Source organism: Conyzicola sp. (assembly GCF_046714715.1).
Lineage (GTDB): Bacteria > Actinomycetota > Actinomycetes > Actinomycetales > Microbacteriaceae > Conyzicola.
This window is the reverse complement of record NZ_JBKKAD010000003.1, coordinates 19,634-37,306: the sequence shown is the minus strand read 5'-3', so window position 1 is coordinate 37,306 and position 17,673 is coordinate 19,634. Positions and strand designations below refer to the sequence as shown.

At 68.9% G+C, this 17,673-nt stretch carries 17 protein-coding genes; 6 read left to right on the top strand and 11 right to left on the bottom strand.

The features are described 5' to 3' along the window. The first annotated feature begins 12 nt into the window (after positions 1-12). Entirely contained in the window at positions 13-606 is a 594-nt protein-coding gene (locus ACLQ6X_RS00260) for an Lrp/AsnC family transcriptional regulator (protein ID WP_411698157.1), read from the top strand. A gap of 20 nt (positions 607-626) precedes the next feature. On the opposite strand, the gene ACLQ6X_RS00255 is transcribed toward ACLQ6X_RS00260, so the two are convergent. Both ACLQ6X_RS00255 and ACLQ6X_RS00250 read right to left on the bottom strand, forming a co-directional pair. After that, positions 627-1,325, bottom strand: coding sequence for a response regulator (locus ACLQ6X_RS00255; RefSeq protein ID WP_411698156.1), 699 nt, complete (start codon positions 1,323-1,325; stop codon positions 627-629). Beyond that, the gene (locus tag ACLQ6X_RS00250; protein ID WP_411698155.1) at positions 1,322-3,001 is read right to left on the bottom strand and encodes an ATP-binding protein; all 1,680 of its coding nucleotides are present in this window, start codon (positions 2,999-3,001) and stop codon (positions 1,322-1,324) included. The genes ACLQ6X_RS00255 and ACLQ6X_RS00250 overlap by 4 nt, the downstream gene beginning before the upstream one ends. A gap of 113 nt (positions 3,002-3,114) precedes the next feature. Here ACLQ6X_RS00250 and ACLQ6X_RS00245 point away from each other — a divergent pair, with 113 nt between their 5' ends. Beyond that, positions 3,115-4,500, top strand: a complete 1,386-nt coding sequence (locus tag ACLQ6X_RS00245; RefSeq protein ID WP_411698154.1) for a cation:dicarboxylate symporter family transporter — start codon at positions 3,115-3,117, stop codon at positions 4,498-4,500. 10 nt (positions 4,501-4,510) lie between these two features. Here ACLQ6X_RS00245 and ACLQ6X_RS00240 read toward each other — a convergent pair whose 3' ends face one another. Both ACLQ6X_RS00240 and ACLQ6X_RS00235 read right to left on the bottom strand, forming a co-directional pair. Continuing rightward, positions 4,511-5,692 carry a low temperature requirement protein A gene (locus ACLQ6X_RS00240; protein WP_411698153.1) on the bottom strand — a complete coding sequence of 394 codons (1,182 nt, stop codon included), beginning with the start codon at positions 5,690-5,692 and terminating at the stop codon, positions 4,511-4,513. Positions 5,693-5,813: 121 nt separating this feature from the next. Next, positions 5,814-7,043 carry a kynureninase gene (locus tag ACLQ6X_RS00235; RefSeq protein ID WP_411698152.1) on the bottom strand — a complete coding sequence of 410 codons (1,230 nt, stop codon included), beginning with the start codon at positions 7,041-7,043 and terminating at the stop codon, positions 5,814-5,816. A 96-nt stretch (positions 7,044-7,139) separates the two neighbouring features. Between ACLQ6X_RS00235 and ACLQ6X_RS00230 the strand changes: the two genes are divergently transcribed. Next, positions 7,140-8,033 carry a TerC family protein gene (locus ACLQ6X_RS00230; RefSeq protein ID WP_411698151.1) on the top strand — a complete coding sequence of 298 codons (894 nt, stop codon included), beginning with the start codon at positions 7,140-7,142 and terminating at the stop codon, positions 8,031-8,033. A 14-nt stretch (positions 8,034-8,047) separates the two neighbouring features. On the opposite strand, the gene ACLQ6X_RS00225 is transcribed toward ACLQ6X_RS00230, so the two are convergent. The 3 genes from ACLQ6X_RS00225 to ACLQ6X_RS00215 form a co-directional block, all read right to left on the bottom strand. Further along, the gene (locus tag ACLQ6X_RS00225; RefSeq protein ID WP_411698150.1) at positions 8,048-9,526 is read right to left on the bottom strand and encodes a DUF222 domain-containing protein; all 1,479 of its coding nucleotides are present in this window, start codon (positions 9,524-9,526) and stop codon (positions 8,048-8,050) included. Positions 9,527-9,612: 86 nt separating this feature from the next. Then, the gene (locus ACLQ6X_RS00220; RefSeq protein WP_411698149.1) at positions 9,613-9,987 is read right to left on the bottom strand and encodes a DMT family transporter; all 375 of its coding nucleotides are present in this window, start codon (positions 9,985-9,987) and stop codon (positions 9,613-9,615) included. Then, the gene (locus ACLQ6X_RS00215; protein ID WP_411698148.1) at positions 9,987-10,301 is read right to left on the bottom strand and encodes a DMT family transporter; all 315 of its coding nucleotides are present in this window, start codon (positions 10,299-10,301) and stop codon (positions 9,987-9,989) included. Before ACLQ6X_RS00215 ends, ACLQ6X_RS00220 begins: the two co-directional genes overlap by 1 nt. A gap of 88 nt (positions 10,302-10,389) precedes the next feature. Here ACLQ6X_RS00215 and ACLQ6X_RS00210 point away from each other — a divergent pair, with 88 nt between their 5' ends. Continuing rightward, positions 10,390-11,001: a TetR/AcrR family transcriptional regulator gene (locus tag ACLQ6X_RS00210; RefSeq protein WP_411698147.1), complete on the top strand. Its 612-nt coding sequence runs from the start codon at positions 10,390-10,392 to the stop codon at positions 10,999-11,001. A gap of 49 nt (positions 11,002-11,050) precedes the next feature. Here ACLQ6X_RS00210 and ACLQ6X_RS00205 read toward each other — a convergent pair whose 3' ends face one another. Further along, a complete protein-coding gene (locus ACLQ6X_RS00205; protein WP_411698146.1) occupies positions 11,051-12,511 on the bottom strand; it encodes a peptide MFS transporter in 1,461 nt (486 codons plus the stop codon). 10 nt (positions 12,512-12,521) lie between these two features. Further along, complete coding sequence (locus ACLQ6X_RS00200) at positions 12,522-13,946, bottom strand: PLP-dependent aminotransferase family protein (protein ID WP_411698145.1); 1,425 nt, start codon at positions 13,944-13,946, stop codon at positions 12,522-12,524. Between ACLQ6X_RS00200 and ACLQ6X_RS00195 the strand changes: the two genes are divergently transcribed. Further along, positions 13,945-14,931: a DMT family transporter gene (locus ACLQ6X_RS00195; RefSeq protein ID WP_411698144.1), complete on the top strand. Its 987-nt coding sequence runs from the start codon at positions 13,945-13,947 to the stop codon at positions 14,929-14,931. The genes ACLQ6X_RS00200 and ACLQ6X_RS00195 overlap by 2 nt on opposite strands. 49 nt (positions 14,932-14,980) lie before the next feature. Here the strand turns inward: ACLQ6X_RS00195 and rocD are convergent, their stop codons facing one another. Further along, the gene (rocD, locus tag ACLQ6X_RS00190; protein WP_411698143.1) at positions 14,981-16,249 is read right to left on the bottom strand and encodes an ornithine--oxo-acid transaminase; all 1,269 of its coding nucleotides are present in this window, start codon (positions 16,247-16,249) and stop codon (positions 14,981-14,983) included. Next, complete coding sequence (gene ddaH, locus ACLQ6X_RS00185; RefSeq protein WP_411698142.1) at positions 16,246-17,100, bottom strand: dimethylargininase; 855 nt, start codon at positions 17,098-17,100, stop codon at positions 16,246-16,248. Before ddaH ends, rocD begins: the two co-directional genes overlap by 4 nt. Positions 17,101-17,203: 103 nt before the next feature. Here ddaH and ACLQ6X_RS00180 point away from each other — a divergent pair, with 103 nt between their 5' ends. Beyond that, complete coding sequence (locus ACLQ6X_RS00180) at positions 17,204-17,641, top strand: Lrp/AsnC family transcriptional regulator (protein ID WP_188510759.1); 438 nt, start codon at positions 17,204-17,206, stop codon at positions 17,639-17,641. Positions 17,642-17,673 lie beyond the last annotated feature (32 nt).

Genomic DNA, 17,673 nt, shown 5'->3' with positions numbered 1-17,673 from the left:
GTACAATGCACTATGCCCAACGTCACATCGTCAGACCATGAAGCCCAGGTGGCCGGCGCCGCGAACTCCGATGCCACGAACCCCGCCTCGACCCTCCTCGACGCCCCCCTCCTCGATGCCACCGACGCGCGCATCATCCTCGCGCTCGACGCCGAACCGGAAGCGACGACGCTGTCGCTCTCGCGCGCGCTCGGTATCGCCCGTAACACCGTGCACGCCCGCCTGCGCAAGCTCGCCGACCGCCGCCAGCTCGGATCGCCGAGCCAGCGCGTCAGCCCCGCCTCGCTTGGCTACCCGCTGACCGCTTTTCTGCGCCTGTCGATCACCCAGAGCAATTCGGAGGACACGGTGCGCGCGCTCACCCGGGTTCCCGAGATCCTCGAGGCGCTCGCGATCACCGGCGAGGGCGACCTGCAGGTGCGCATCGCGGCGCGCGACCCCGCGCACCTCTACGAGTTGACGACGGGCATCCTCGAGATCGAGGGCGTCACGCGGTCGAGCACGACCCTCGCGATGGCCGAGATCATCCCGAACCGCATGGGCCCGTTGCTCGAGCGGCACGCGGGCGGGGCGGCCGCGGCCGGTGCCGCGACCGACTCGGCCTAGCGCCCCGGCAGTACGCCGCCCTAGCGCGCTCGGTACTCGTACTCGGGGCGGCCAGGCGTGCCGTACCTCGGCGCGCGCTCGAGCACGCCGGCGCCCACGAGGTGCTCGAGGTAGCGCCGGGCGGTGACCCTGGCCAGCTCGAGCTGCGCGCCGAGCTCGCTCGCCGACACCGCCGCCTCATTCGCGCGCACCGCCGCGATCACCGCGTCGAGGGTCGGCTGCGACAGCCCCTTGTCGAGCTGGGGCTGCCCCGCCGCCCGCAGGCTCGCAAACGAGGCATCCACCTCACTCTGCGTCGCGAGGGCGTCTCCGAGCTCCAACGTCGCCGAGAACCCGCGGTAGTTCTCGAGCTTCGCGGCGAAGGTCGAGAAGGTGAACGGCTTGATGAGATAGAGCACGATTCCGAGCGAGACGGATGCCCGCACGACAGCGACATCCCGCACCGCGGTGATCGCGATCACGTCTACTTCGAGGCCGGACGCGCGGATGCGTCGGCACAGATCCAGCCCGTGGATATCGGGAAGATTCATGTCGAGCAGCACCAGGTCGATCGAGCTGGTGGGCGGTTCTCCCCGGGCCGAGTCGCGCAGCAGCCGCAGCGCCTCCCGTCCGTCGCCGGCCACGCCCGCGACCTCGAACCCGGGCAGGCGGCGCACGTACTCCGCGTGGGCTTCGGCGGTGATCGGCTCGTCGTCGACCACGAGCACGCGGATGCTCACGACGCCTCCGCCAGCTCGAGCGGCAGCCGCACCGTCACGACGGCACCCGGGGCGTTGTGCACGTCGACGGCACCGCCCAGGCGCCGCACCGCCTGGTCGACCAGCGCGAGGCCGATACCGCGGCCGTGCACGTCGGCGCGCTTCGTCGAGTAGCCGCGGCTGAACGCGAGGTCGACGTCGGCGAAGCCCGACCCGTTGTCGCTCACCCGCAGAACGAGGTCCCTTGCGTTCCGGTCGATCTCGACGAGCACCCGGGGCCGCTCGGTCGGCACGGCGGCTCCGGCCGCGGTTCCGGCAGCGGCTCCGGCGTCGGCGTCGGCGTCGGCAGCGGTTTCGGCGCGATCGAGCTCCGGCTTCACCGCGTCCATCGCGTTGTCGACGAGGTTGCCCACGATCGTCACGAGTTCGCTCGGCTCGAGACCCAGCCGGCCGAGCCGCTCGTCGATGCGCAGGTCGAGGTCGATCCCGCGCTCACGCGCCTGCGCCGACTTGCCGAGCAGCAGCGCGGTGAGCACGGGCTCCTCGCCCGACGCGAGCAGCGAGTCGGCGAGCTCCTGCCCCACGTCGAGCTCGTTCGCAGCGAAGTCGACCGCCTCCTGCGCACGCCCGAGCTCGATCAGGGCGACGATCGTGTGCAGCCGGTTCGAGAACTCGTGTGTCTGCGAGCGCAGCGCGTCGGACAGCGTGCGCATCGTCTGCAGTTCGCCGGTCAGCTTCTGCAGGTCGGTGTGGTCGCGCAGGGTCGTGACGGTTCCCAGAATGCGGGCGGGCCCGGATGACACGGTCACCTCCTGATTGACGACCAGAACGTCGGTCGGCGTGACGTACACCTCGTCGACCGCGCGCTCCCCGCTGGCGAGCAGGGCGCCGAGGTCGCCCGGCAGGTCGAGGTCGCGCACGGGCACCGGCTCCGTCGGGCGTTCGAACGGCAGACCGAGAAACTCCGCGGCTTGGTCGTTGTAGAGCAGCAGTCGACCCTGGGCGTCGACGAGCACGAGCCCCTCGCGTACCGAGTGCAGCACGCCCTCGTAGTAGGCGAACATCCGGCTCATCTCCTCCGGCCCGCGCCCCCAGGTGACGCGGCGCAGGTAGCGGCTCAGCAACCACGCGGCCACCGCCCCGAGCACCAGCGTGAGCACGGCGGTGGCGAACACGATGGCCAGTCGGCCGCCGAGCGCCGCCGAGATGTTGTCGACGGTCACGCCGGCCGCGACGATCGCCACCACGTCGCCGCCGGCGTTCTCGATCGGCACGACCGCGCGCACCGACGGTCCGAGCGTGCCTGCGTAGGTCTCGGTGAACGACTCGCCGGCGAGCGCGGGGGTCACCGTGCCGAGAAACGGCCTGCCGATCTCCGCCGGATCGGGGTGGGTGAGACGCGTGCGGTCCGGCGTCATGATCGTGATGAAGTCGGTGTTGGTGGCGCGCATCAGATCGACGGCGTAGGGCTGCAGCGTCGCAGACGGGTCGTCGGATGCGACGGCGCCGGTCACGAACGGATTGGCCGCGACCGAGGCGGCGACGGTCATGCTGTGCGTCGCGGCATCCGCGTCGACGTCGGACCGCGAGTCGGCGAACAGCCAGACGGTGGCGACGGTCGTGAGTACGGCGATGAACGCGACCTGCAGAACGAAGAGACGAGCCGCGATGCTCCAGCCACGAATCATCCGGCCCATAGAGAACAGTATGAACGCAACCGCGGCGCACGCGACCGACTGCACGATGCTGGGGCAACCACAGGAGCGCCGTCCACAAAGCAGTGACGGCCGGGAAGCAGTGAGGACGACCGATGGCAACGACGCAAGCGGCACCGAAGAAGAAGATCGACAGAACGCACTGGCTCTACATCGCGGTGATCGTGGCGGTCGCCGCCGGAATCACCGTCGGGCTCGTTTTTCCGGAGTTCGCCAAGGGGCTGAAGCCCATCGGCACGGGCTTCGTCTCGCTGATCAGCATGATGATCGCCCCCATCATCTTCTGCACCATTGTTCTGGGCGTCGGATCGATCGCAAAGGCGGCGACGGTCGGCAAGGTTGGCGGGCTCGCGCTGGGCTACTTCATCGTGATGTCGACGTTCGCGCTCGGCATCGGGCTGGTCGTGGGCAACCTCATCCACCCGGGCGAGGGCCTCAACATCAGCGGGGCGAGCTACGACACCTCCGAACTCAAGCCGGCGTCGACCACCGACTTCTTGCTCGGAATCATCCCCGAGACCCTGTTCTCGTCACTCACTTCGGGCAGCATCCTGCAGACGCTGTTCGTCGCGCTCATCGTGGGCTTCGCCTTGCAGAAGATGGGCGCGAAGGGCAAGCCGATCCTCGGAGCGATCCGCCAGCTGCAGGTGCTCGTCTTCCGCATCCTCGCCATGATCATGTGGATCGCGCCACTCGGAGCGTTCGGCGCTATCGCGGCGGTCGTCGGCGAGACCGGTGTGGGGGCGCTCGTGGCTCTCGGAACGCTGATGATCGCGTTCTACATCACCTGCATCGTGTTCGTCGTCGTGATTCTGGGCGGACTGCTCAAGCTCGTCACCGGCGTGAACATCTTCCGCATGATGCGCTACCTCGGCCGCGAATACCTGCTCATCGTCTCGACGTCGTCGAGCGAGGTGGCGCTGCCGCGTCTCATCGCGAAGATGGAGCACCTCGGCGTCTCGAAGCCCGTCGTGGGCATCACGGTTCCCACCGGCTACTCGTTCAACCTCGACGGCACGGCGATCTACCTGACGATGGCGTCGCTGTTCATCGCCAGCGCCATGGGAACCCCGCTCGCGCTCGGCGAGCAGATCTCGCTGCTGCTGTTCATGATGATCGCCTCCAAGGGAGCCGCGGGAGTCACCGGTGCGGGGATCGCGACGCTCGCCGGCGGACTGCAGGCGCACCGCCCCGACCTCGTCGACGGCGTGGGTGTCATCGTCGGCATCGACCGGTTCATGTCGGAGGCGCGGGCGCTCACGAACTTCACCGGCAACGCGGTCGCGACGGTGCTCATCGGCACCTGGACCAAGGAGATCGACAAGACCCAGGTCGAAGAGGTGCTGTCGCGCCGTGCGCCGTTCGACGAGTCGACCATGAGCGTCGACGACCACGAGAGCCCGGACGAGATCGCCTACGACGCGCGCGTCTCCACCGAGGAGATCACTGCGATCGTGGAGGGCGAGAGGGTCAAGAAGTAGCGCGGCGGCGCTAGAGCTGCGGTTCGCGCTTCGCTTCGGACCGGAGCGTCACCGCGAGCAGCGCCACGAGCACTACGACTATGGCAATAAGGGCCCCCGCGACTCCGGCCGCGGGGGCCAGGAACGCTGACGCCACGACGAGCACCGCACTCACACCGATCGCGACCGGGTCGATGACGACGCGGTCGACTATGGGCGCGTGCACTGCCCAGAGCATCACGAGGAACACCGCGGTCGGCACAGCCACGGCGAGTGCCACGACGGTCTCGGGGGTCTCCGTATGGTGGCCCGCCGATTCCACGGCGACCTCGAGGCCTGCGCCCACCGCGGCCAGGGACGCGAAGATCAGGTAGTGGCCGTAGCCCCAGACGAACGACAGGTCGCGGCGCCGCGCGAGTCCGTCGCCCGCCGGTTCGGAGAAGTAGAGCCACCAGAGCACGAAGAGCAGCGTCAGGCCGGCGAGCGCGATCACGATCAGGTCGACGCTCAGACCGCCGCCCTCGAGCGCGTCCTGCACGCCGACGGTCGCGGCGAGCACGCTCTCGCCGAGCACGATGATGGTGAACAGGCCGTAGCGCTCGGCGATGTGGTGCGGATGCCACGCGGTGTGCCCGGTGCGCTCGGCCCACAGCGGAACCGAGAGGTCGGCCGCGGCGATGATCAGGAAGATCCACCACGGTCCGCCGTCGGGGAGAGCGAGCCGGCTGACCCACAGGATCTGCACGAGGGTGATGCCCGCGGCGTAGCGGAACGCGGTGGCGCGGCCCTCCGGATGCTGCACTCCCGCCCTCAGCCACAGTGCCACCAGTCCGACGCGCATCACAAGGTAGCCGACCGTGACCGCGGTGAATCCGCCGTCCGCGCCCGAGAACGCCGAGGGCACACCGGCCGCGAGGATGAGTACGCCGGCCATCTGCACGAGCACGAGCACACGGTACGGAACGTCGTCGGTGTCGTACGCCGACGCGAACCAGGTGAAGTTCATCCACGCCCACCAGATGGCGAAGAACACCATGAGGTAGGGGCCGAGCGTCTCGAGTGCATGGCCGTCGGCAATGCTGTGGGCGAGTTGTGCCGCGACCTGGGCGATCGCCGCCACGAAGACGAGGTCGAAGAGCAGCTCGAGCGGACTCGACGACCGATGCGCCTCCGACGTATCGCGCGCGGACATGCGGGTCAGGAGACGGGGCATGCCACCACTGTAGGGGCTGGCGCAGCAGGGGTTGGTGCCGCGCAGGTTGGCGCAGCAGGGGTTGGTGCCGCGCAGGTTGGTGCAGCAGGGGTTGGCGCAACAGGCGCTGGCCAGGCTGCTGCTAGTCGTCGAGCAGTTCCGCGATCGCCGAGACTCCCGTGGCGACCTCGGCGAAACTCGTCGACAGCGGCGACAACCCGAGCCGGATGCCGTTCGGCCGCCGGAAGTCGGGGATGACGCCGCGCCGCCACAGTTCGGGCATGATCGCCTCGAAGCCGTCGTGGTCGATCGTCACATGGCTGCCTCGACGCCGTGGGTCGCGCGGACTCGCAAGCACGGCCGAGGGAAGCAGCTCATCCACGAGCTGTACGGCGTACTCGGTGAGCGCCACAGACTTCGCACGGACCGCGTCGATGCCGACCTCCTCGATGAGCGCGATCATGTCGCGCATCGCGAGCATCCCGACGATCGGCGGAGTTCCGCTCGTGAACCCGCGGATCCCCTCGGCCGGCTCGTACCCCTGCCCCATCTCGAAGGGGGTCGCGCTGCCCAGCCAGCCCTGGATCGGCTGGCGCATCCGCTGGTTTCGGTCTGCGACGTAGGCGAACGCGGGCGATCCGGGTCCGCCGTTGAGGTACTTGTAGGTGCAGCCGACCGCGAGATCCACGCCCCACTCGTCGAGCTCGGTGGAAACGACGCCGACGGAGTGGCAGAGGTCCCACAGGATGAGCGCGCCGGCCTCGTGCGCGAGCGCGGTGAGCGCCGGAACGTCGGCGAGGAAACCGGAGCGGTACGACACCGCGCTCAGCACCAGCACCGCGGTGGCCGGGGGCAGCACCGCGGCGAGCGCCTCGGGGGTCGGTTCGCCGGCCGCGATCCACCGCAGCGTGAGTCCGCGCTCGGCGGCGATGCCCTCGAGCACGTAGCGGTCGGTCGGGAAGTTGTCGCGATCGATAACGATCTCGGTGCGCCCCGGGCGGGCGTCGACCGCCGCGCGCACGAGCTTGTAGAGCAGCACAGTCGTCGAGTCGCCGATCACGGTCTGTCCCGCCGCGGCGCCGAGCGCGACCCGGCCCAGGTCATCGCCGATCCGTTGCGGCAGCTCGAGCCAGCCCTCCCCCCATCCCCTGATGAGGCGGCCGCCCCACTCTTCGGTCAGGAAACTCGTAACCCGGTCGACGGATGCCATAAGCGGGCGACCGAGGGAATTGCCGTCGAGGTAGGCGGTCACCGAGGCGTCGCGCACAAAGAGGTCGCGGTGGTGGGCGATCGGGTCGGCGTCGTCGCGCGGGGCAGCCGAGTCGAGTGGGTCGAAGTCATCGAGCGGGGCAGCGGCGCGATCGGTCGTCATGGCTCGACGTTACCGGGAAGTGTGCGCACACCGAGTGCGCGCTTACGGTGGCACTTTCTCAGTTTCGGTGGCGCGCTGCTCTATACAGTCACAAGCATGGACTTCGCTCTGGAATTTACGCCCGACCTCCTCGTTGCTTTTCTCACACTCTTCGTACTCGAGCTCGTTCTCGGTATCGACAACGTGATCTTCATCTCGATTCTGGCGAGCAAGCTGCCCGTGGAACAGCAGGCCAAGGCCCGCAACCTCGGATTGTCGCTCGCCATGCTCATCCGCATCGGGCTGCTGTTCTTCGCGTCGTGGATCATCTCGCTCACTAACGACCTGTTCGAACTGTTCGGAATGGGGTTCTCCGGCCGCGACCTCATCCTCATCGCCGGCGGACTCTTCCTCGTCTACAAGGCCGTCCATGAGATTCACGAGAAGCTCGAGGGCAGCGAATCACACGGCAAGGAGGGTGGCAAGGCCGTCACCTTCGGCGCGATCATCGCCCAGATCCTGCTGCTCGACATCGTCTTCTCGTTCGACTCCGTGATCACGGCCGTCGGCATGGTGGACAACCTGCTCGTGATCATCGTCGCGGTCGTGCTCTCGTTCGGCGTCATGCTCTTCTCCTCGAAGTTCCTGTTCGCGTTCGTCAACAAGCACCCCACGGTGAAGATGCTCGCGCTCGCCTTTCTGGTGCTCATCGGGTTCACCCTCATCGCGGACGGCTTCGAGGTGCACATCGACAAGGCGCTCATCTACGTCCCGATCGGATTCGCGATCATCGTCGAGGCACTCAACCTCACCTACAAGGCCCGCCAGGAAAAGCGCTCGGGAACGCACACCGATCCGGTCAAGCTGCGCCACGCCTACACGAAGGCCGACGACCACGACGCTGTCGCCGCCGCCACCTCGAAGGACGCGGACGCCGGTTCGGTCGGACTCTCGCGCAAGCCGGTCTCCGGCAAGAACACCGGCGGCGACCAGCCCTTCGGCCTCGGCTAGGCCGTAGCCGGTCGCTAGAATGGCGACGGCCCGATGGTCCCGTCGGTCTTCGGCCAGTCGCCCGGCGGCGGCCAGTCGCCCGGCGGTGGCCAGTCGCCCGGCGGCGCACCGGCCTGGGCCGAGCCCGGCGGCGCTCCTATGGTGTTCGCCGGGTAGGTGACATAGGTGCGGCCCGCCCGCGTGGTCCACTCGATGCGACCGTCACCCGGGTTACGCAGCCGCACCCGCGTGTGATGCTTCAGGTTGTGGTGCGCCCGGCACAGGTGGCTCAGGTTGCCGGCGCAGGTCGTTCCTCCCTGAGCGAAGTCGACGCTGTGGTCGACGTCGCAGTTCACGGCGGGGCTGTTGCACCCCGGTGCCCGACAGACCTCGTCGCGCACGCGCAGAACCAATCGCAGGTCGGCCGGCACCGCATACTTCGTGCGGTCGAAGTCGAGGATCGCGCTCGTCACCGGGTCGGTGAGCACGCGGGTGAAGCTCGGGGCATCCGCGGCCAGTTGGCGCGCTACGTGCGGGTCGATCGGCCCGTAGCCCTCGAGCGTGGCAGGTTGTTCGGACTTGCCGAGGAGCGTGAGCATCGGCACCGTCACGAGGACCTTCGGCCGGATGCCGTGCCCGGTGCCCGCGGGCGAGCCGGAGCCCGAGCCCGAGCCGGCGCCGGAACCACCGGCGGCACCTGCGGCGTCCCCCTCCGCCGCACAGGTGTCTCCGTCGAGCAGCAGGTCGCCGAGCGCGTCCGCGCGCTTCTGCGCCAGTGTTCGGTCGTCTCCGGGCGCATCCTGAGCGCGAGCGATCTCGGTCAGTCGTCCGTGCGCGGCTACACCGATCTCCGCGCTGAGGTGCGCCCCGAGAAACGTCATGCCGTCGGGCAGCGGATCGAGCCACACCCTGCGCTCTTCTAGGCCCTTCTGCCGTCGGTCGGTGATCGACTCGGGATGCAGCACCTCCCGCTTCTTGCGCGCTACCCGCACGAATTTGGCCACCGTGAGCGTCTTGGCGAACGGCAGCAGTTCGCGCTCGTAGTCCGCGGCGGCCTCGTCGGGCAGCGTCGCCGTCTGCTCCACCATCACCTGGGCGTGACGGTAGCTGATCTCGCCCTCGCGAAGCGCGGCGTGCGTCTCGGTGAGCACGTTGACCAGCTGTCTGGACTCGTCGAAGAGGCGGTCGGCCGTCGATTCGGGAATGCGCAGGGCACAGGCCAATTCGAAGACGAGTTCGCGGCGGCCGCGCACCGCGGGAGTCCAGCCGTGCGGCTCGCTGCCCGCGGCCGCCGGGCCCTCCGCGGCGACCATCGCCTCGCTCCACACCCGCAGCTTGTCGATCTGGGCGGCGCGGAGAGCCATCGACGCGCTGACGATGCGTTCTGCCGACTGAGCCGACGACACCAGCCCGTCGAATGTCGAGAGCATCGCCCGTTCGAGCGCATCACTCTCGAGCACGACGGCGTCATCGCCGGGCGGCGCACCCTCGTTGGGCCCTGATAATCCGTTCATGCGGACAGTGCAATTGCTACCACCGACATTCCAGCGAACCTCGCCAAAACCTGTGGAAAGTCGGCCCGTTGTGCATAACCGCCGGCTTACGACACCGGCGTCACAGCCGCGTCCGAATCAGCCGCACCCGAATCATCCGCCGCACGTCCCTTGAGCAGCTTCAGCCCCACGACACTCCCCACGATCCCGACCAGGAACAGCACGCGCAGTACCGTCACGACCTCCTCGCCCGTGGCCATGCCGTACGCGACGGTGAGCGCCGCGCCCGTTCCGGCCCAGACCGCGTAGGCGGTGCTGATCGGGATGTTCTTCGCCGCGTACGCCAGCGTCGCCATGCTCGCCACGAGCCCGACCGCGAACACGATGCTCGGAACGATCTCGGTGAAGCCGTCACTCGCGCCGAGCGCGGTCGCCCAGACCGCCTCGAGGCCCGCACTGATAAACAAAACGATCCACGGCATTAGCTCACTACTTTCAGTCCGATGACGCACCCGATGAGCACGACGAGCAGCGCCGCACGACCGAGCGACAGCACCTCTTTCTTGCGCACGACCGCGACGATCACGGTGAGCACGGCGCCGATCCCGACCCAGACGGCATACGCGGTTCCCACCGAGATGTCGGTCATCGCGTAGGCGAGCCCCGCCATGCTGAGCACGAGCGAGACCGCGAAGAGCACCGTCGGTTTCGGTCGTTTGAAATTTTCGGATGCACCGAGCGCGGTAGCCCAAACGGACTCCAGCACCCCCGATGCGATTAGCACGACCCACGTCATTCGAACTCCTCGTACCTTTTCACGTATTCGCACAGTTGTGCCATAACCGAATCTAGCACATCTCGCACGACTGTGCGAATATGGGCATATGCCGAAGACCGTCGACCTCACCGAACGCAACCGAGTCGTCTCCGAGGCGGCCTGGCGGGTGATGGTGCGCGACGGACTCACCGCACTGTCGGTGCGCAACGTCGCCGCCGAGGCCGGTTTGCCCCCGTCGTCGTTGCGCTACACGTTCCCCACCCAGGCGAGTGTGCGCGACAGCGCCGTCGCGCTGCTCGTCGAGCGCATGGCCGAGCGGGTGGCGCGGCACGGCGCAAGCGGCGAGAGCGACGAGAGCAACGAGAGCAACGAGAGCGACGAAGACGATACCGGCACAGCCCGCGCGATCCTGCTCGAGCTCCTCCCCCTCGACGAGGAACGCCGCGTCGAGATGGAGGTCTCGCTCGCCCTCGGCGCGATGGCCGCCACCGATCGAGCCCTCTGGCAGGCGCACCAGCGAACCCACCTCGCCGTGCGCGAGGCGTGCGTGCGCGCGATCGAACTTCTGGGAGCCGACCGCAGCGACGTCGACGGCACCCACGCCCTCATCGACGGTCTCGCCCTGCACCTCGTGCGACAGGCGCCCCAGACCGGCGATGCCTGGGCGCTGCGATCACTCGACGCGCACCTGCACCGGCTGCTCACGCCCGCCGCCTAGCGAAACACCCGTCGACCTTCGGAACGGCAGCGCAGCACCCCCGGTCGGGCTACCGCACCCCACGCATCATCCGCAGCACCGGCCGCGCGAACGCGACGAGCACCGTACCGATCACAACAGCGATCCCCCCGATCACGCCGAAGTAGGGCACCTCGTTCTGCGGGTCATAGAAGCCCGCGAGCTGCCCCGACGCGGCCGAGCCGAGCGCCACCGACAGGAAGAACAGCGCCACCATCTGCGTGCGGAACCGCGCCGGCGCCAGCTTGGTCGACACCGAGAGCCCGATCGGCGAGAGCAACAGCTCGGCGACGGTGAACACCAGCAGGATCAGCACGAGGGCGAGCAGCGGCGTTCCGTTCGTGCCGGTCGCCACGAACGGCAGGAACAGCAGGAAGCCCAGGCCGACGCCGATCGTGCCGAGCCCGAACTTCACCGGGGTGCTGGGCTGGCGTGTGCCGAGCCGGGTCCACAGCGCGGCGAACACCCCCGACAGAACGATGATGAAGATCGGGTTGATCGACTGCACCCACGACACCGGAAAGTCCCAGCCGAACAGGTTGCGGTCGAGCCGCTCGTCGGCGTAGATCGTGATCACCGTGAACTGCTGCTGGTAGATCGACCAGAACGCCGCGCTCGTGAGGAAGAGCGGGATGAACGCGATCACGCGGCTGCGCTCCTCGGCCGAGAGCCCGGCAGACGAGAGGATCACCACGAAGTACGCGACCGCGGCGAGCGCCGTCACCACGATCACGATGAGGGCGAGGTTCTGCGCGGTGATGACCCCGGCGAACACGAGCCCCGCCACCACCGCAACGAGAACGACGGCCACCGCGATGACCAGCGGGTAGCGCTGCCGCGGCAACGGGTTGGGGATTTCCCTCGCGACATCCGGAAGCCTCCTGCGACCGAACGAGTACTGCACGAGGCCCGCCGCCATTCCGACCGCGGCCAGGCCGAACCCGAAGTGGAAACCCGCGGTGGTCTGCAGCAGTCCGGTGAGCAGCGGGCCGAAGAACGCGCCGAGGTTGATGCCGAGATAGTAGAGCGAGAAGCCGGCGTCGCGGCGCGTGTCTTCGGCCGAGTAGAGCGTTCCGACGATCGAGGTCGCCGTCGCCTTGAGCCCGCCGCTGCCGAGGGCGATGCAGATGAGGCCGACGGCCACGCCCACGAATCCGGGCAGCACGGCGAGCGCGACGTGCCCGACCATCACGACCGTCGCGCTGATGAACAGCACCCGCTCGCTGCTCAGCAGCCGGTCGGCGACCCAGGCGCCGAGCACCGTGGCGAGGTAGACCCCGCCGCCATAGGCGCCGACGATGCCCGCGGCCACGGTCTGGTCGACGCCGAGGCCGCCGTCGGTCACCGAGTAGTACAGGTAGATGAGCAGGATGCCCTGCATGCCGTAGAACGAGAACCGCTCCCACGTCTCGACTCCGAACAGGGTGGCGAGGGCCCGCGGTTGCCCGAAGAAACCGGTGTCGCGCGCGACGCCGCTGTCAGTGTGGCTCATGCCCCCAGAGCTACACCCTCGGTGGCGCCCGCGCAAACGCACGCGCCCGGTCGAGCGCGCGGGCCAGCCTCTCGACGCCCTCAGGAATAAGATCCGCGGATGTCTCGCCGAACGTCAGCCGCAGGTGCGGGCCGTCCGGCTCGGCGGGAAACCACGCGCGCCCCGCGGTCACCGCCACACCCTCGGCGAGCGCGAGCCCGGCCAGCGCGATGTCGTCGATATCGTCGGGAAGTCGCGCCCAGAGGTGCATGCCCCCGCGCGGCCGCACGGTGACGGCGAGTTCGGGCAGCTTCGCGGCGAGACTCGAGACCAGCGCGTCGCGTCGCACGCCGAGTTCGGCCGCAACCCTGCGCTTGTGGGTGGCCCAGGCCGGCGAGTTCACGAAGTCGGCGGCCGTGTCCTGCAGCGGACCGGCGACGTAGAAGTCTTCCAGCGCCTTGGCCGACCGCAGCCGCGAATAGGCCGCGCCCTTCGCGACGAGGGCGGCGACGCGCAGCCCCGCGGCGGCCGACTTGGTGAGCGAACGGATGTGCACGACGTGCCCGTGCGGGTCGGCGCTCGCGAGCGGCGCAGGGCTGGGACGCTCGATCGCGAGGTCACGCGCGTAGTCGTCTTCGATCACGAACACCGAGTAGCGCTCGGCGATGCGCATGAGCTCGGCGCGCCGCTCGGCGGCCATGGTTATCCCCGTCGGGTTCGCGAACAGCGGCTGGGTGAGGATCACCCGGGCGTTGCTGCGTTCGAGAATCGCGGGCAACAGGTCGGTGCGCATGCCGCGGTTGTCCATGGGTACCGGCGCGACATCCAGCCCGTAGCTGCGTGCGATCGAAATCGCGCCCGTATAGGTGGGGCTCTCGAGCACTATCGACTCCCCCGGCCGGGTGAGCGACCGGATGGCGATCGACAGCGCGGCCTGACCGCCCGAGGTGATCATGACGTTGGAGGCGTCGACGCCGCCGATCTCGCGCGCGAACCACTGGCGCAGGCTCTCCCGCCCCTCGGCCGGAACCCGGCCCCAGCTGCCCGGTCGGCGCACCGCCCGCGTCATCGACGCCGACAGCGCGGCGGACGGCACCAGGGCGTCGTCGAGATATCCGCCGGCGAGACGGATGACGCCGACCGCGGGTTTCGCGAACAGCGAGAGCGTGCTCGAGACGTCGAGCGGACTGTGCCCGCCGAGCGCCGCCTGCTGCCACGACGTGTCGGCGAGTTCGACCGGCCGGGCGGCACGCGCGACGAACGTGCCCGACCCGGGGCGGGCGGTCACGAGACCCTCGGCGCTCAGTTCGCGTACGACCGCCTGCACGGTGAGCGGCGAGACCCCGTGGCGCTGTTGCAGCTCGCGCACGCTCGGCAGGCGGTCGCCGGGGGCTCCGGATGCGACGAGTCGTCGAAGTGCGCGCGACAGCGCGCGAGTGCTGTTATCGTCATCCATGAAAGCTCACGATAACGTTATTGCCCCGCGCACGGTAACGGCGTCCCCCGTTTCGCGCATCGCGATACCGGGCGCCGGGCTCGGCTTCCTCGGCGTGCTGACCTTCAGCTTCTCCCTGCCGGCCAACAAGCTCGCGGTCGAGGGCATCGACCCGTTCTCGATCACGGTGCTGCGCGCCGCGGCCGCCGGGCTGCTGGCCGTCGGCTACCTCCTGGCCGTGCGCGCGCGGGTGCCCCGCCGGGCCGACCTGCGCGACCTCGCGCTGTCGTCACTCGGCGTCGTGATCGGCTTTCCGCTGTTCTCGTCGCTGGCCCTGGTCACGAGCGGGTCGGGCCACAGCGCCGTCATCCTCGGACTACTGCCCGCTCTCACCGCGGTCTTCGCGGCACTCGTCGGCGGGGAGCGCCTGCCCCGCGGGTTCTGGCTCGCGAGCGGTGCCGGCGTCGTGGTGCTCGTCGGCTACCTGCTCGTGCACCAGTGGGCGGAGACCGGCGCCCTCGCCGTGAGCGTCGGCGACTTCTGGATGCTCGCCGCCGCGGCCAGCGCCGCGTTCGGGTACGCCATGGGCGGGCGGCAGGCGAAGGTGATGGGCGGGGCGCGGGCGGTGTCGTGGTCGATCGTGCTCGTGCTGCCCGTTTCGGCGCCGCTCGCGATCGTGGTGCTCGCGACGCAGCGGTTCGACTGGACCGCGGGCGTGATCGTCGGCATGGTCTACGTGACGCTGATCTCGCAGTTCCTCGGCTTCTTCGCCTGGTACGGCGGACTGGCGCGAGGCGGCATCGCGCGCGTCGGCCAGCTGCAGCAGATCCAGCCGCTGCTCACGCTCGTCTGGGCGTCGCTGCTGCTGGGCGAGGTCTTCGACCCGTGGACGATCGTCGTCGGCGTCGCGATCGCCGTGTTCGTCTGGCTCGCCCAGCGCGCCCGGTTCACCGCGCCGACCGCCGCACCCGTCGCCCCACCGAAAGAGCCGATTCCGGCCGAATGAGCTCGCCGCGGCGGGGTCATCTGGCCGGAACCGGCTCATCTAGCGGAATTCAGGCGCCGAGTTCGACCAGCACCGCTTCGAGCTGCGCGACGGCGAAGTCGAGGTCGGCTTCGGATGCCACGATCGGAGGCGCAAACCTGATGGTCGAGCCGTGCGTGTCTTTCACGAGCACGCCCCGCTGCATCAACGCCTCGCAGACCTCACGGCCGGTAGCGAGTGCCGGATCGATGTCGACGCCGGCCCAGAGCCCTGCGCCGCGAACCTCGACGACTCCCCGGCCGATCAGCGAACGCAGGCCGGCCTGCAGGCGATCCCCGAGCATCCGGGCACGCTCCTGCATCTCTCCCGTCGCGAGCAGCTCGACGACCGCGAGGCCGACGGCCGCGGCGAGCGGGTTTCCGCCGAACGTGGAGCCGTGCTCGCCCGGGCGCAACACGCCGAGGATGTCCGTGTTGCCGACGACCGCCGACACGGGCAGGATTCCGCCGCCGAGTGCCTTGCCCAGCAGGTAGAGGTCGGGCACGACGCCCACGTTGTCGCACTGGAACGTGGCGCCGGTGCGGCCGAGCCCCGACTGGATCTCGTCGGCGATGAACAGCACGTCCTTTCGCGTCGTGATCTCGCGCACGGCGGGCAGGTACGCCGCGGGCGGCACGACGATGCCGGCCTCGCCCTGGATCGGCTCGATCAGCACCGCCACGGTGTTCTCGTCGATCGCGGCCTCGAGCGCCGCGGCGTCACCGTAGGGCACGCTCACGAAGCCCGGCGTGAACGGACCGAAGTCGGCGCGCGCCTGCTCGTCGTTGCTGAAGCTGATGATCGTGGTGGTTCGCCCGTGGAAGTTGCCGTCGGCGACGATGATCTTCGCCTCGTTGGGCTGCACGCCCTTCACCCGGTAGCCCCAGGCGCGGGCGATCTTGATGCCCGACTCCACCGCCTCGGCGCCCGTGTTCATCGGAAGCACCATGTCTTTGCCCGCGAGGTCGGCGAGCGCCGCCACGAACGGGCCGAGCTGGTCGTTGTGGAACGCGCGGCTGGTGAGCGTGATGCGGTCGAGCTGGTCTTTGGCCGCCTTGACGAGGGCCGGATGCCCGTGGCCGAAGTTCACCGCCGAGTATGCCGCCAGGCAGTCGAGGTAGCGGCGGCCGGTCACGTCCGTGACCCACGCGCCGTCGCCGCGCGTGACGACCACCTCGAGCGGGTGGTAGTTGTGCGCGGCGTGCGCGTCTTCCTGGGTCAGGAACTCGGTCGCGCTCCGTGGGTCGAGCTTGTCGAGGCCAGAGATTTCGACAGGCTCAATCCGCGTGTTGGCGCTCATGACCTGAGCTCCAGCGTGCAGCACTTCACTCCGCCGCCGCCGAGCAGCAGTTCGCTGAGGTCGACGCCGATCGGGTTGTAGCCGCGCTCCTTCAGTTGGCGTTCGAAGTCTTTCGCCCGGTTCGCGATGACCACGTTCAGGCCGTCGCTGAAACTGTTGAGGCCCAAGACCGCGGCATCCTCTTCGTTCACGATGATGGCGTCGGGGTAGCGCCCGCGCAGGATCTCGAGGCTGGCCTCGTCGAACGCGCTCGGCAGGTAGGCGATGTTGGGGTTCTCGTAGCCGGGCTGGGGGTCCAACACGGCGATCGCCGTGTCGAGGTGGTAGAAACTCGGGTTGATCAGCTTCAGCGTGATCACCGGGCGGCCGAAGATCTCGGCCATCTCGAGGTGGCTGTTCGAGGCGCTGCGGAAGCCGGTACCGGCGAGGATGACGTCGCCGACGAGCAGGAAGTCGCCCTCGCCCTCGTTGATGTTCTGGGGATCGCGCACCTCGAAGCCGTTGTCGCCGAACCACTTCATGTAGGCCGGCCCCTCGGGCTGGCGCTCGGGGTGCGTGAAGCTCGCACCGTAGGCGATGCCGTCGAGCACAAAGCCGCCGTTGGCCGCGTAGACCATGTCGGGCAGGCCGTCGATCGGGTCGACGAGCTTCACGTCGAAGCCGAGGTCGACGTAGGTCTGGTAGAGCGTCTCCCACTGGCGCACGGCGAGGCTCGTGTCGGTGGGGATGGCCGGGTCCATCCACGGGTTGATCCGGTAGACGACGGTGAAGAAATCGGGGCGGCACATGAGGATCGTGCGCTTGCTGGCGACGCGCGTCGGGGCGCTCAGGGATGGCTCGATGAGGGTCATGGCTCCAGTCTCACACGCACCATATGACACGTTTTCGCTATGTTGCGCACTTTTTCGCCGCGTATGGGCGGGGTCGCACATTTTTTCGCCATAGGCTGAGCGAATGGACAGCCTCGACTACGGCATCATCGACCACCTGCGGCTGAACGCCCGCGCCGGCTACGGCGACATCGGCGACATCATCGGCCTGTCGGCGTCGGCCGTGAAACGCCGCGTCGACCGCCTGGTCTCCGACGGGGTGATCCGCGGCTTCACGATCCAGGTCGACCCGGCTGTCGAGGGCCTGAGCACAGAGGCCTACGTCGAACTCTTCTGCCGCGGCACCGTCGCGCCCGACGAACTGAGGCGCATCCTCTCGGGGATCCCCGACGTGGTCGACGCCGGCACGGTCACCGGATCGGCCGACGCGATCGTGCACATGCGTTCCCGCGACATCGCCTCACTCGAGCTCGCGCTCGAGAAGGTGCGCGTGGCGCCGAACGTCGATCACACCCGCAGCGCGATCGTGCTCTCGCGCCTGATCAGCCGCTCGCACGACTGAGCCGGGCCCGCAGGCCCCCGCGCCCGTAGCGA

Coding starts and splice junctions, on each gene's coding strand:
- ACLQ6X_RS00260 (WP_411698157.1), top strand. CDS start 13: ATGCCCAACGTCACATCGTCAGACCATGAAGCCCAGGTGGCCGGCGCC.
- ACLQ6X_RS00250 (WP_411698155.1), bottom strand. CDS start 3,001: ATGGGCCGGATGATTCGTGGCTGGAGCATCGCGGCTCGTCTCTTCGTT.
- ACLQ6X_RS00245 (WP_411698154.1), top strand. CDS start 3,115: ATGGCAACGACGCAAGCGGCACCGAAGAAGAAGATCGACAGAACGCAC.
- ACLQ6X_RS00240 (WP_411698153.1), bottom strand. CDS start 5,692: ATGCCCCGTCTCCTGACCCGCATGTCCGCGCGCGATACGTCGGAGGCG.
- ACLQ6X_RS00235 (WP_411698152.1), bottom strand. CDS start 7,043: ATGACGACCGATCGCGCCGCTGCCCCGCTCGATGACTTCGACCCACTC.
- ACLQ6X_RS00230 (WP_411698151.1), top strand. CDS start 7,140: ATGGACTTCGCTCTGGAATTTACGCCCGACCTCCTCGTTGCTTTTCTC.
- ACLQ6X_RS00225 (WP_411698150.1), bottom strand. CDS start 9,526: ATGAACGGATTATCAGGGCCCAACGAGGGTGCGCCGCCCGGCGATGAC.
- ACLQ6X_RS00220 (WP_411698149.1), bottom strand. CDS start 9,987: ATGCCGTGGATCGTTTTGTTTATCAGTGCGGGCCTCGAGGCGGTCTGG.
- ACLQ6X_RS00215 (WP_411698148.1), bottom strand. CDS start 10,301: ATGACGTGGGTCGTGCTAATCGCATCGGGGGTGCTGGAGTCCGTTTGG.
- ACLQ6X_RS00210 (WP_411698147.1), top strand. CDS start 10,390: ATGCCGAAGACCGTCGACCTCACCGAACGCAACCGAGTCGTCTCCGAG.
- ACLQ6X_RS00205 (WP_411698146.1), bottom strand. CDS start 12,511: ATGAGCCACACTGACAGCGGCGTCGCGCGCGACACCGGTTTCTTCGGG.
- ACLQ6X_RS00195 (WP_411698144.1), top strand. CDS start 13,945: ATGAAAGCTCACGATAACGTTATTGCCCCGCGCACGGTAACGGCGTCC.
- ACLQ6X_RS00200 (WP_411698145.1), bottom strand. CDS start 13,946: ATGGATGACGATAACAGCACTCGCGCGCTGTCGCGCGCACTTCGACGA.
- rocD (WP_411698143.1), bottom strand. CDS start 16,249: ATGAGCGCCAACACGCGGATTGAGCCTGTCGAAATCTCTGGCCTCGAC.
- ddaH (WP_411698142.1), bottom strand. CDS start 17,100: ATGACCCTCATCGAGCCATCCCTGAGCGCCCCGACGCGCGTCGCCAGC.
- ACLQ6X_RS00180 (WP_188510759.1), top strand. CDS start 17,204: ATGGACAGCCTCGACTACGGCATCATCGACCACCTGCGGCTGAACGCC.